Annotated in this window: 9 protein-coding genes; 5 read left to right on the forward strand and 4 right to left on the reverse strand. The window is 55.4% G+C overall.

Features of this window, described 5'->3' with window-relative positions; all coding sequences use genetic code 11:
* The 4 genes from EKD03_RS14775 to EKD03_RS14790 all read left to right on the forward strand — a co-directional run.
* Nucleotides 1–1521, forward strand: a 1521-nt coding sequence (locus EKD03_RS14775; protein ID WP_174842883.1) for a clostripain-related cysteine peptidase, incomplete at its 5' end; no start/stop codon positions are given.
* 107 nt (nt 1522–1628) lie between these two features.
* Entirely contained in the window at nt 1629–3848 is a 2220-nt protein-coding gene (locus EKD03_RS14780) for a M23 family metallopeptidase (RefSeq protein ID WP_129632455.1), read from the forward strand.
* A 250-nt stretch (nt 3849–4098) separates the two neighbouring features.
* The gene (locus tag EKD03_RS14785) at nt 4099–4494 is read left to right on the forward strand and encodes a type II toxin-antitoxin system VapC family toxin (RefSeq protein WP_129632458.1); all 396 of its coding nucleotides are present in this window, start codon (nt 4099–4101) and stop codon (nt 4492–4494) included.
* Nucleotides 4491–4715: a type II toxin-antitoxin system Phd/YefM family antitoxin gene (locus EKD03_RS14790; protein ID WP_238613541.1), complete on the forward strand. Its 225-nt coding sequence runs from the start codon at nt 4491–4493 to the stop codon at nt 4713–4715. Before EKD03_RS14785 ends, EKD03_RS14790 begins: the two co-directional genes overlap by 4 nt.
* Before the next feature lie 188 nt (nt 4716–4903).
* Here EKD03_RS14790 and EKD03_RS14795 read toward each other — a convergent pair whose 3' ends face one another.
* Nucleotides 4904–7489 carry an ATP-binding protein gene (locus EKD03_RS14795; RefSeq protein WP_129632461.1) on the reverse strand — a complete coding sequence of 862 codons (2586 nt, stop codon included), beginning with the start codon at nt 7487–7489 and terminating at the stop codon, nt 4904–4906.
* A 249-nt stretch (nt 7490–7738) separates the two neighbouring features.
* Here EKD03_RS14795 and EKD03_RS14800 point away from each other — a divergent pair, with 249 nt between their 5' ends.
* Entirely contained in the window at nt 7739–9313 is a 1575-nt protein-coding gene (locus EKD03_RS14800) for a hypothetical protein (RefSeq protein ID WP_129632463.1), read from the forward strand.
* A 49-nt stretch (nt 9314–9362) separates the two neighbouring features.
* Here EKD03_RS14800 and EKD03_RS14805 read toward each other — a convergent pair whose 3' ends face one another.
* From EKD03_RS14805 to EKD03_RS14815, 3 genes are read right to left on the reverse strand one after another with little or no spacing between them, the layout of a single operon-like run.
* A complete protein-coding gene (locus tag EKD03_RS14805; protein ID WP_129632466.1) occupies nt 9363–10970 on the reverse strand; it encodes a carboxyl transferase domain-containing protein in 1608 nt (535 codons plus the stop codon).
* 17 nt (nt 10971–10987) lie between these two features.
* A complete protein-coding gene (gene uvrC / locus EKD03_RS14810; protein ID WP_129632469.1) occupies nt 10988–12865 on the reverse strand; it encodes an excinuclease ABC subunit UvrC in 1878 nt (625 codons plus the stop codon).
* 21 nt (nt 12866–12886) lie between these two features.
* Nucleotides 12887–13081, reverse strand: coding sequence for a type II toxin-antitoxin system HicB family antitoxin (locus EKD03_RS14815; protein ID WP_129632472.1), 195 nt, complete (start codon nt 13079–13081; stop codon nt 12887–12889).
* Between the last annotated feature and the right edge of the window lie 82 nt (nt 13082–13163).

Raw genomic sequence — 13163 nt, forward strand, 5'->3', positions numbered from 1 at the left:
TTCACCGGCAGCCTGCTCACCTACAGCGTGAGTGGGCGCATCACCACCAGCAGCGGCACGGCCATCAGCGGCGTTACGGTCTCGGACGGGACGCGCACGGCGACGACGGATAGCAGCGGGAACTACTCATTGACCGGCGTCCCGGCGGGGAGCTACACGCTGACGCCGACGAAGAGTGGCTACAGCTTCAGCCCCAGTAGCCTCAGCATCAGTGTTAGTGGCAATCTGATCGGCCAGGACTTTACTGCTACGTCATTCAATACTGGCGGCACATGGACTTTTATCTTGTATCTCGACGGCGACACAAAGGGCATAGATGGTGGATTCGTCGCTCTATTCCTCAGTGATGCAATTCAACGGCTTGAGAAAACCCCGAATGCTCAAGTGCGTGTGGTTGCCTTGATTGACGGGCCGGGTAATAACGATACATTCCGCGTTACCTATACCCCGCAGGCCCAGCAGCAAGCCGTCGGCGAAAAGCCCATGGACGACCCGGCGACCCTGATTGAGTTTGTCCAACAGGCCCAGAAGGATTTCCCCGCCGATCATTACTACCTTGCTATCGCCGATCACGCCAACGGCGTCCAAGGGATTGCCTGGGACACGACCACCGCAACTGATCGTAGTGCGCTTCTCACCCCTGCGAAGCTGCGCCAAGCATTGAACACCATCACGAATAACGGCGCACATCCCATAGATGTCATCCACTTTGATGGGTGTTCCTTCGGGCTCCTCGAAGATGCCGCCATGACCCGAGGGTTCGCACGGTATGTCGTCGCCTCAGAAAATATCGTGTGGGGCATGTTTCCCTATGAGCGCTACCGTGCAGCGGTCGGATCAATCACGACACCCGCCGATCTTGCTAAATCAATCGTGGAACAATATGCACAGACAGTTAGCTTATATCCCTACACCATCAGTGCAATGGATATGAGCCGTTTCGACACGGTGTTGACAAAGCTCAACAGCTTTGCCGATAGTCTGGCCACCTACGCGAGTAGCAGTACGGCGAACCGCGACTCCCTTACCACACTTCGCACAGCGAGCCAGAAGTTTGACTCGGGCGGGCTTCCTTATCTGACCATCAATAATGACGATTCCTATGTCGATCTGGTTGACTTTGCACAGCGGGCCAAGCAAGCAATCACCAGCAACGGTGTGCCAACAGCGGCGGATGATCTGATCACTGCAATCACAGGGAATCAGCCTTTTGTTTTCGCCGAAAAGCACCAGAGTGGATCCTTCGAGAATGAAGACCTTCAATATAGCTGGAGCTTAGATGGGGCACATGGGGTCAGTATCTACTATCCACCACGGAATGCGGGGACAACCCTTGGTGACTACGTCAGTGGGGCAATCTTCCCTGAGTTCACCCCCCTCAGCCGTTGGACGAACTATCTCGCGGCGGCGGTGCCACCGCTCGCGCCTGGCGACCCGCCGCCGAACGACGTAATGCAGCCACTCGCGCCGCTGTTGCCTCCGATCCGATATTCGGTCTACCTGCCCATAATTCGCAAGTAGCCATACCTACCCAGGATCGGCCAGTTCTAGCTGATCTGATCGGATTGCGGGCTTCCTTCCTAAAGATTCTTATCGTGTTGAACCATGAGACCAAAGGAGTCCAAACCATGAATCGCACCACCGCCTACCGCGCCCTGCCTCGCGTCTTGGTACTCATGCTGATGACGCTACTGCTCGCGCCACTCAGCAGATGGGCTAATCTGTTGTCGACTACCTCCGTCGCGGCGCAGCCCACTTCAGCTTCACTCCAAGCCATTGCTGACGGATTCGATTTTCCCGTCGGCGACGCGAACGGTGGTGGCTGGGGATTCTGGCACGGCTTTGAGTATTATGGAGCCGTCGCCGCTGGCTCGTATCACGCCGGAGAAGACTGGTGGCGAAACTCGGGCAGCGCCTATCAGCCGGTGTATGCTATCGGCAATGGCGTCGTTCGGTACGCATCCGGGAGCTACCCCGGCAATGTGGTCATTATTGAACACAGTTTATCGAATGGCGAAACGTGGTATTCGATGTATGGCCATGTGTATGCCGACGTCTCAGTTGGCCAGAGCGTGAGCCGTCGCCAGAAGATCGCGACGATCCATGACCAGGGCGGCAACTCACATCTGCATTTCGAGATCCGCAACTTCTATATCCGAGACGAAGTGAATGGATCACAGTCGGCATGTGGCAACCACCGCAACTACCCGCCCGGCCCCGGCTACTGGCCTCTGCCACGGTGTAATGGGAACTGGTCAGGGCGGCCTGCGGACAAGGGCTGGGTCAACCCGTCGCAGTTCATCAACGCGCGCCGCACACTGAACACCATCGCCGTCGGTCAGGGCAGCAGTCGTCAAGAAACCTTCCAGCGTGCCTATGACGCCACCAGGCAGGGCACCACATCCAACCTTACTTACGGCACGGCAACCAACAATGCATACATCTATAACGGGCTCGTGCGCCAGGACTTCAGCAGCGGCGTCTCGTTGATCCATGATGAGGGCGCAGACAATCCGATCTATAGCATCCCAGCGTACCCAATCTACGGGGCGATCAAGAGTTACTGGGAGGCGAATCTCTGGCTTGGTGCGCCAACCACCAACCAGTTTCGCAATAGCGTCGGGCAGCAGGAGCAGCACTTCCGCGCTGGCTTAGTGCTGAGCGGTGGCGCACTATCCAACACGTGGTCGAATAAATGGCAGACCGCCCAGGATTGCGCCAGCCGCGGCCTGTGGCGACTCGAAGTGATCAACCTGTTGGATCTGGGCAACTCGCCCTGGCCCCCGAACCAAAACTCGTCCGCTGGCCCCTCGACTGTGGTCTGCCTAAGTACAAGCAAGAGCGGCTATGCCTTCTTCTATGACGTCGGCGCTGGCCCAGCCGCCGTGGCCCAGGGGATCGAGGCCGACCACTGGATGGCACGCCTGTCCGGCGAGATCAGCGGAATCCCCTCAAACCTCATCTTCCCCGCACGGGCGGCCTGTGATGATGGCTGCACTATTCAGATCACAAGCGCAAACGCCTCGTGGCTAACCCAGCGTATCGTTAGCTGGCGCGACCAAGCGGCTTCCTCTCTTAATCCCCTCGTCGGGGTGCGAAATGGCGACCGGGTCAATGTCACATGGTACGAGCACGCCGGCCTTGCCCGTGCTTGGCTCAAGATTGGCCCGACTGCCATGATGGTGCCGCCGATGGCGGCTACATGTGATGCCTCTATCGCCATCGCCGACAATGCGCCCATGATCCGCACGCCAGCGACGACGCTGACGATCAATGCCCCCGGTGCGGCGGAGATGAAGGTTGGGCATCTTGCAGATCTGAGCGACGCCATCTGGCAGCCCTATGCCGCCACCATACCGCTTCAGCTTGCGTCGAGTAGTAGCGTGATCACCCAGACCGTCTATGCTCAGTTCCGTGATAGCACGGCGGAGCCGTTGTGCCAGGGTGGCATGCTGTCTACTGATGTTGTCCTCGACCCACTGCCGCCGACCGGTACCGTAGCCATCGCGGATAACAATGCCATCTTGGTCACACTGCAACTGGCCGCAAGCGACCAGCCCGATGGCAGCGGGATTGAGTCGGTAGCGATCATGCCCATCGAACCGGGTCAGCCAGCTATCGATCCGACAACTCTACCAGATGTGGCATGGCAGGCGTATAGCTCAAGCGTCAGCATTCCTAAGCCGATGAGCTACGATGTCACTCAGGGGGCAACGACTAACCTGACCTATCAGGTTTGGTTCCGCGATGCCGTCGGCAACATCGCTGCGCCACTCACCGTCACCGTGCCCTACGTTGCGCCCCTCGCACCCACGTACAATGTCTACTTACCGCTGATCCGTCGTTAACGAGTCGTTTGGATAGGCAGCATGCATGATGATGGTGAGATAGCCACACCCGTGGGAACCATCTATGCACTGAGCGGAATGATTGAGCCACTGAGGCACTGATCCTGGTGGCTCGCTTCCCGCAGTCTCTAAAGCTGGTGGGTTTCCGTGGCTACAGGCAAGCACTCTATGAAAAGGCTTGCCTGTAGGCGCGTCACCTGCTATACTGATTGTACAATTGTACAAATATCAAAAAGACGATCACGTTATTATGGATATTATTGTGGATACGTCAGTGCTTTTAGCGGTGATTACGTATGAGCCAACGCGGACTCGGTTAATCGAATTGACGACCGATGCCCACTTGCTCACACCGGCTTCGGTTCCATGGGAAATGGGAAATGCGTTTTCGGCAATGCCGAAACGTAAACGGGCGACTCTCGATCAGGTACGCCAAGCATGGCATGCCTATCAACAGATCCCGCTTCGTTTCCTTGAGGTGGATATGGAACACGCACTTCGTCTTGCGGATCAGCAGAGTATCTATGCCTATGATGCATACGTTATCGTCTGTGCGATCCAACACAAAAGCGCATTGATCACATTAGACGGGGGCTTGCGGCAGGCAGCGATCCAAGCAGGTGTGACAATCATCGAGGTCGTATGATGAAAGAGTACACGTATTCTGAAGCCCGTCAACGACTTGCCGAACTGCTCGACCTTGCCCAACGAGAAGGTGCTGTGCGGATTCGTCGTCGTGATGGAAGCGTATTTATGATCTCCCAGATTGCGGATATGCACGCGCCGTTAGATGTACCAGGGGTTGATTTACGCATGACCCGGAATGAAATCCTTGATGTGATCCGTGACGGGCGAAAATTCACCTAGTAGTCTGTCAAGCCTAGGTTAAATAAAAGCCAGCGTTCTGGTATCCTACCAGCGGTGTCAATCCTTTTGCTTGTGGGAGGAAGCCGCAGATGCCGAAGAAACTATTGTTAGCGCGAAAAAGCCTTGGGATGCGGCGCGGGGCTACGACACGCTCAGCCAGCGGCGCGGTGGCTGAGCGTGTCGTAGCCTCAGGGAGTACGGGTAAGAATATCACAACCGGCAAAGGACTTTAGAGGTGCTGCACTCGGCACCGCAAGCGCATACCCAATCGCCGCCTTCAGATCCATCTGGATGCCCTCGGCCCAGGCCAGTGCGAACGTGTTCTGTTCGAGGTAGGTACCCAAATTGATAATCCGTTGGGCAATGCTAGGGATAGCCATGGGTGGTGGATGCATACCCTTCGTGGTTCGTAGCGCCGAGGCCGCCGCACACAACCGCAGCGCCCGTTCATACTGCACGTTTGCCAGAGCCACATCGGCCAAACTCTCAAACGCATACGCCATCCGCAAGCTATTCCCAAGTTGTTGGAACAAGGACAAACTCTGACTCAGATAGGTCTGCGCTTGGGCATAATCACCTTGTAGAAGCGCGAGGCTTCCCATACTACTCAGGGTATCCGCAATACCATGCTGATTATTGAGTTCTTGGTTAATCGCCAAACTCTCACGAAAGCGGTTCAATGCCTGGTCATAATTGACGGGATCAGCGGCATATTCTACATCGCCTAGATTATTGAGGGCGATCACAATCGCCGGTTTCTTCCCAATGTGGCGGCGTAATGCGAGGCTTTCACGGTGCCAGTGGGCGGCACGCGAAAAATCGCCCATTGCCTCAGCGACCAGACCGAGCGAATTGAGCGCTTCAACAATTCCTTGGGCATCATCAAGGCTCCGCCAGATCGCCAAACTCTCTTGTGCCAAGGCTTCTGCATCACGTAAAAAGCCGCGTGCCCATTGAAGACCCGCCAGTTCATCCAAGGCTTTGGCCAACGTGCGGGCTGCAAGCTCTTCACGCTGTGCCAAGATCCGGCGCAACCAATTTCCGCCCTCCTCTAGATGTCCGCCCCAATACCAAAAAAGCTCAAGGTTGGCACACAGATGCAGGCTCTGCTCTAGTTGCCCATGCTGCAACATCCATTCGAGGGCGACGCGCACATTCGCGAGTTCTTGTTCGATGCGTTGATGCCAGAATGATTGTTGATCACCATGCAAGTATCTATTCGCATTTGCAACGAGATCGACATAAACCGTCGCATGAATCTGAGCGATCAGATCGTGCTCATTCAAGGTGATCAACTGTTGCCATGCATACTCGCGTACCGTCGCCCGCATGCGATAGCGGGTGGGTATCTGCTCCTCAGAGCGAGCGGTAAGAAGATGGTGATTCAGCAAGGTCTCAAGGTGATGGCGTAAATGCGCACCATGCGCCGCATCCTGATCAACGTTGAGCATCAATTGGTGCAACTCATCAAAGGTACAGCCGCCACTAAAGACCGCCATCCGCGCCAAGAGACGTTGAACCGGCGCTTCAAGCAGCCGATAACTCCAGGTAAGCGTTGCGGTCAGAGTCTGCTGACGCGGATGGGCATCACGCGCACCATGGCTCAAGAGATCAAGTGCGACCTGCTCATGCAGAGTCGAATTCCCGATCAATTGGAGGCGTAATTCCTGGGGACTCAGATGCCGGATGCGTGCAGCGGCTAGTTCAATAGCCAGCGGCATACCGATCAAAATAGCGCAAATATGGGCAACATCGCGGCAATTCGCAGGCGTCAACACAAAGTCGGGCCGGACGGCATGCGCCCGCTCACAAAAGAGTTGGATTGCGGGGTAGTCCGGTAGCATTTCACATGCTGGTAATGGGTTCAGGGGGGGAGTTACGAGGGGATGCACATGAAAGACATGTTCGCCAGAGAGCCCTAACGCCACACGACTCGTCACCAAGAGATGCAGATGTGGGCAACTATCGAGTACCCCAAGCAATTGCGGGGCGACAGGTAAAAGGTGCTCAAAATTATCCACAACCAACAACACCTTATGCGCAGCCAAATGGTTTGTGAGGCATGCCATCCACGACTGCTCGCCACCAACCTTGAGGCCCAGCGTAGTGCCAATCGTATCGAAGAGCAGATCGGGGGTATGCAGATCCGCGAGGGCAATAAAAGCCACCCCTGCGGGAAAGAACGCGCTGCTCTGCGCAGCGATCTGAAGCGCCAGCCGCGTCTTTCCACAACCCGCTGGCCCGGTGATGGTCAGCAGTTGGTGGCGCTGAACATGATCGAGGAGCAGTGCCACCTCACTCGTGCGTCCGAGCAAGGCAGTACGAGGATGGGGTAAGGGCGGGCATTGAAGCGGAGTGAGCGTACTCGCATGCAGCAGAGGCGTTATGGGCAGATTGATGAAAAGCTGTGGAAAGCGTTGATAAGCGACTAATAATTCATCAAAGGGAAAAAGTGAAGAGACGTTACTAAAGAGATCTGGCCAACGAAAGAGCCAGATCAGTTCGGCGGCTTCAACCGCCTGACAGCGCTCATTCGCCCGTAAACCTTCAGTAAGCGCCAGAATCAGGGCATGAATCACATTCGCCTTCGCTTTAAGTGGACGATCAAGGCGAGTCGTAAAGTGATTCTCGAACATATTCTCAGAGAACTCTCCTCCTTGTAAATACCTTTCCATACGGGCGGTCACACCATTAACCGAGAGATCGCTGCGGTCAAGCAGTTGGCGTACCAGGACTGAGACCCGAAGCTTATCGGGATGTGCTGGCTTCGGCATGACTTCTACCTAGTGATCGAAGATATGGTTAGCAGTAGATCGTCAAAACTCCGTCAATTCTGACGCAACACGGCGACGCGCTTAGTGTACCATCAAGGTGATGCGTGTTTCAAGTAGCAAGAGTCTAGCATATGGCAAAGGTGATTTTCTTTGCTGCTCTCTTCATCATCAGTGAAGCAGAGACTCTTTGGAATGATCATAATTTTGATTGTCTATGTATACATTTGATACAAGGAGTTATCTCAACCTATGTCTCAATCTACACTCCGCTTCTCTCTGAATCGATCCGTTCGCTTGACCTTTGTATTCCTCGTTTTCCTATTCCTTCTCGCGATAGCATTGCCAACACGTTCAGTATTTGCTATAACAGATGGAGGTTTAGATACTACTTTTCTTCCTGAAGTGAAAGGATTATCGAATGGAATAATAAATACATCTGCTATTCAGCCTGACGGAAAAATCATCATAGGTGGTAGTTTTTATACTGTCAATGGTGTTGATCGTAGATATTATATTGCACGTCTAAATGTAAATGGTAGTCTTGATACCTCTTTTTCACCTTTATTTAATGGTGTAATTAATGCTGTATTCATTCAAAAGGACGAAAAAATACTTGTAAGTGGTTCGTTTAATCAAGTAAATGGCTTTTCTCGATCCTATTTAGTGCGAATAAATAGTGATGGAAGTTTGGATGATACTTTTAATGTGACACTAAGCTACTCTTCTTCAGGCGTATCTATAGTAGAACAACCGGATGGGAAAATATTGATAGCCGGTGAATTTGTAACTGTAAATGGTGCTTCTGCGCGGTATATTGCACGCTTAAATGAAAATGGAAGTTTGGATGCAAGTTTCAATACAGGTTCCGGGCCAAGTAGTCTACTAAAAGGAGCTATTTTTGATAGTATTAATGAAAAAATAGTTATTTATGGTAACTTTACACAATATAACAATACGCCACGCACGTATGTAGCGCGGCTTAATCTTGATGGGAGCCTTGATCCCTCCTTTGCCCCCGGATTAGACGCCTATGTTGAGACGTTACTTGTACAACCAGATGGTAAACTGATTATTGGTGGCCAGTTTTCAACCGTTAATATTACGAGCAGACCAAATATTGCGCGTTTCAATGCGGATGGAAATTTAGATAGTACATTTGATCCCGGCACCGGGATGCGACTGACATATGGCCCTGGCATAGTATCTAGCCTAGCGCTGCAACCCGATGGAAAAATACTCGTTGGTGGACTTTTTAGTAAGATCAATGGCGTCAATACTCCTTGTATGGCACGACTCAATGCGAATGGTAGTCTCGACAATAGTTTCTCTATAGGAACTGGTCTGAATGATTGTTATTATGAACAGCGTTATTTATTTTTTAATACGGGTAAGATACTATTGACAGGTCCTTTTACAACTATCAATGGTATCTCACGACCCTACATTGCTCGGTTAAACAATACGCTGCCTGGTTATAGCTCTAATCCTGATCTGAATAGCACGATCAATGTTGGCACGGCTCCTATAGGTGGCTCAGTGAGTAGTACGATGCAGATAAGTGAGATTGGTAGCGCGATGCTCAATGTGACTGGATATAGCCTCAGTGGAGCGCATGCGGGTGATTTTTCACTGCAACCAGCTAGTTTGAGCATTGCTGATGGTGGTTCCGTCCAGAATGTGGGGGTGATTTGTACTCCGCATGCGATGGGAAGCCGTACTGCGACCCTCACTATCAACCATAATGGGGTTGGTGGCCCTGCATCCTATACGCTTATCTGTACCGGAACTGAGGCACGGGTCTATTTGCCAGTGGTGATCAGGTAGCAATTAAGCCCCCAAGCTTCCCGGAAGCTTGGGGGCTGCGATCCCTCCCCTACATCCGAAACACCCCAAACGTGGTCTTCTCGCTCGGCGCATTCCCGGCGGCGGCGAGGCCCAGTGCCAACACCATACGTGTGTCGGCGGGATCGATCACTCCATCGTCCCACAGGCGGGCGCTGGAGTAGTAGGGGCTGCCTTCGCGCTCGTACTTCTCCAAAATGGGGGCCTTGAAGTCCTCTTGCTCCTCGACGCTCATGTCTTTGCCCTTGGCGATCAGGTTGTCGCGGCGCACGGTGAGCAACACGTTGGCCGCCTGCGGGCCGCCCATCACGCTGATGCGGGCGTTGGGCCACATCCAGAGTTGGCGCGGCTGGTAGGCGCGCCCGCACATGCCGTAGTTCCCTGCTCCGAATGATCCGCCGATGATCACCGTAAACTTGGGGACGCTCGCGCAGCTTACCGCTGTCACCAGCTTTGCGCCGTCTTTGGCGATGCCGCCATTCTCGTACTGCCGCCCGACCATGAAGCCGGTGATGTTCTGCAAGAAGAGCAGCGGGATGTTGCGCGCGCAGCAGAGTTCGATGAAGTGCGCGCCCTTCAGGGCGCTCTCGCTGAAGAGGATGCCGTTGTTGGCCAGGATGCCGACCGGCATGCCCATGATGCGCGCAAAGCCGCACACCAGGGTGGTGCCGTAGCGGGCCTTGAATTCGTGCAGGTGGCTGCCATCCACTAGGCGGGCGATGACTTCGCGCACGTCGTAGGATTTGCGCGTGTCACGCGGCAACACGCCGTAGATCTCGTGCGGATCGTAGTGCGGCGCTTCGGGCGCGGCGATCTCCCAGGGTGGGGTTGGCTTGCGCCCCAGGTTGGAGACGATGTCGCGCACAATCGCCAATGCCTCGCGGTCATTCTCGGCGAAGTGGTCGGCGACGCCGGAGATGCGGGTGTGTACGTCGGCTCCGCCCAGATCCTCGGCGCTGACCTCTTCGCCGGTGGCGGCCTTCACCAAGGGCGGGCCGCCTAGGAAGATCGTGCCGTTGCCCTTCACAATCACCACCTCGTCCGACATGGCCGGGACATACGCTCCCCCCGCTGTACACGAGCCCATCACTGCCGCGATCTGCGGGATGCCACGGGCCGACATCTGGGCCTGGTTGTAGAAGATGCGCCCGAAGTGGTCGCGGTCGGGGAAGACCTCGTCCTGCATGGGCAGGAAGGCTCCACCGCTGTCTACGAGGTAGATGCAGGGCAGGTTGTTCTCTAGGGCGATCTCTTGGGCACGCAGGTGCTTCTTCACCGTCAGTGGGTAGTAGGTGCCGCCCTTGACGGTGGCGTCGTTGGCGACGATGATGCACTCGCGGCCATTGACGCGCCCGATGCCCGTCACCATGCCCGCACCGGGCACCTCGTCGGGGTAGACGTTGTATGCGGCAAGCGCACCGATCTCCAAGAAGGCGCTGCCCTCATCGAGCAGGGTGTCAATGCGCTCGCGAGCCAGCAGTTTACCGCGCTCGGTGTGGCGCGCTCGTGCTTCACTACTGCCCCCCAACGCCGCCTGGGCGCGCAGCATACGCAACTCTTCGGCTAGGGCGCGGTGGTGATCGGCGTTGGCGAGGAATTCCTCGCCATGGGTGTTGATGTGGCTGTGGATGAGTGACATAGTCCTTCTTTGGTCTACTAGATTGACGCTTTAAGCTGCTCGGCAGCCCGTTTGGTCATCCCAGGGACGGCGGCGATCTCTTCAATACTGGCTTGGCGAATACCATCGAGTGAGCCAAAGGCTTTGAGCAGCGCCTTCTTGCGCTTTGGTCCGATGCCCGGAATCTCTTCCAGGGGCGAGGCGAAGGCGGCTTTGCTGCGCAGTTTGCGGTGGTAGGTGATGGCGAAGCGGTGGGCCTCTTCATCTATGCGCTGCACCAACCCCAAGGCTTTGCTGTCACGCGGCAGGACGATCAGATCCTCGCGTTCGGCACAGACGAGATCGAAGCGGTTGCGGTCTACCCCTTTGGCCACGCCCACCACCGGGATCTGTTCGAGGTTGAGCCGCCCCAGCGCCTCGCGGGCGGCGTTGAGTTGGCCACGCCCACCGTCAATCAACACGAGGTCGGGTAGATCGGCCCAGGTGCTGCCATCTTCCGTCGTGGCACGCTTGAAGCGGCGGCTGATCACCTCGTGGATCGAGGCGACATCGTTGGCCCCTTCAACCGTCTTGATCTTGAAGCGCCGGTAGGCGCTGGTTTTGGGTTCACCACGTTCAAAGACGACCATGCTGGCGACATTCTGTTGGCCTTGGGTGTTGGAAATATCATAACATTCAATTCGTTGCGGCATTTCAGCCAGATCGAGCAGTTCGCGCAACTCGGTCAGCCCGGCAACGGCGCGTTGTTCGCTGTTGAGCCACTGGGTACGGAGTTCTTGCAACTTCTGGCGTGCATTCTGTTCGGCCAGTTCGACCAGTTGGCGCTTCTCGCCACGCCGTGGGACGCCGATCTCAACCCGGTGGCCACTCTTCTGCGCCATCCATGCGGCGATGATCATCGGTTCTTCCACATGTTCGGCCAGCAGCAGGTTGGGCGGAATGTTGGGCGCACGTTCATAGAACTGGGTCAGGAACGAGGCCAGCAGATCGGCATCGCTCTCGTCCTCGGTGCCCTGGAGGGTGAAGGGTTCGGCGTTGATCAGCTTGCCGCCACGCACAAAGAGTACCTGCACCACCGCGCTGCCATCTTCACGCGCAAAGGCGATCACATCCTGATCGGTATCCACAGTGCGCAACACCTGCTGGCGCTCCATAATCTTCTCAATATCCTGAATGCGGTCGCGCAGATAGGCGGCACGTTCAAAATTGAGATCTTCCGCCGCCTGGTGCATCTGCTGGCGCAGATCGCGCACCACCTGATCGCTCTTGCCATCCAAAAAGCGGCAGACCGCATCTATCGCTTGGCGGTAGGTGGCTGGTGCAACCAGATCGGGTACGCACGGCCCCAGACAGCGCCGGATCTGGTAGTAGGTGCAGGGCCGCCCCTTGCGGCGATGTTCGTTGAACCAGCTATCCGAGCAGTTGTAGGAAGGGCGAAAGCCGAAGAGGCGGTTGAGCAGATCGAGCGTCTTATAGACCGAGCCAGCACTGGCGTAGGGGCCAAAGTAGCGCGCTCCGTCATCGAGGACGCTGCGGGTGGAGAAGATGCGCGGCCATTCGTCCTGCACCGTCACCTTAATGAAGGGGTAGCTCTTATCGTCCTTGAGCAGAATATTGTAGGGCGGGCGATGCTGCTTGATCAGGTTCATCTCCAGCAGCAAGGCTTCCAGTTCGCTCTGGGTGACAATGATCTCAAAATCGGCGATCAGGCGCACGAGGCGGCGGTTCTTACCGCTCATCCCCTTGGGCGAGCCGAAATAGGAACGCATACGGTCGCGCAGGCGTTTACTCTTGCCCACATAGAGCAAGCGTCCATCCTCACCGCGCCACAAATAAACCCCCGGTGCTTCGGGGACGGCGCGTAGGCGCTCGGTAAAGGCGGCGGGGTCAGTGATGGCAGTAGTGGAGAGATCCATAGGATAGAACTACAAAACAACTTAAGGAATCTGTTCACCACGTTCGACCAAGATCTCGATCATCAGCGCAATTGCCTCACGAATATTCGCAATGGCCTCGACCCGACTGCGGCCCTGGCTGATACAACCGGGTAATGATGGAACTTCTGCTACAAACCACCCATCTTCACCGGGATAGATTACGACTTGCCGAGGAGCATAGTTGCTATCCATCATCAAAGATTCCTTTCGTCTAACCAAATGGTTGCCCCCCAGGGAGTGGTGCAGGGCAATAATAGTGTACCGCATACGCGGGGAA

It is taken from the genome of Candidatus Oscillochloris fontis, from assembly GCF_004138135.1.
Classification (GTDB): domain Bacteria; phylum Chloroflexota; class Chloroflexia; order Chloroflexales; family Chloroflexaceae; genus Oscillochloris; species Oscillochloris fontis.

Excerpts from the sequence above, each read along its gene's own strand:
- EKD03_RS14780 (WP_129632455.1), top strand. The coding sequence starts at position 1,629 with ATGAATCGCACCACCGCCTACCGCGCCCTGCCTCGCGTCTTGGTACTC.
- EKD03_RS14785 (WP_129632458.1), top strand. The coding sequence starts at position 4,099 with ATGGATATTATTGTGGATACGTCAGTGCTTTTAGCGGTGATTACGTAT.
- EKD03_RS14790 (WP_238613541.1), top strand. The coding sequence starts at position 4,491 with ATGATGAAAGAGTACACGTATTCTGAAGCCCGTCAACGACTTGCCGAA.
- EKD03_RS14795 (WP_129632461.1), bottom strand. The coding sequence starts at position 7,489 with ATGCCGAAGCCAGCACATCCCGATAAGCTTCGGGTCTCAGTCCTGGTA.
- EKD03_RS14800 (WP_129632463.1), top strand. The coding sequence starts at position 7,739 with ATGTCTCAATCTACACTCCGCTTCTCTCTGAATCGATCCGTTCGCTTG.
- EKD03_RS14805 (WP_129632466.1), bottom strand. The coding sequence starts at position 10,970 with ATGTCACTCATCCACAGCCACATCAACACCCATGGCGAGGAATTCCTC.
- uvrC (WP_129632469.1), bottom strand. The coding sequence starts at position 12,865 with ATGGATCTCTCCACTACTGCCATCACTGACCCCGCCGCCTTTACCGAG.
- EKD03_RS14815 (WP_129632472.1), bottom strand. The coding sequence starts at position 13,081 with ATGATGGATAGCAACTATGCTCCTCGGCAAGTCGTAATCTATCCCGGT.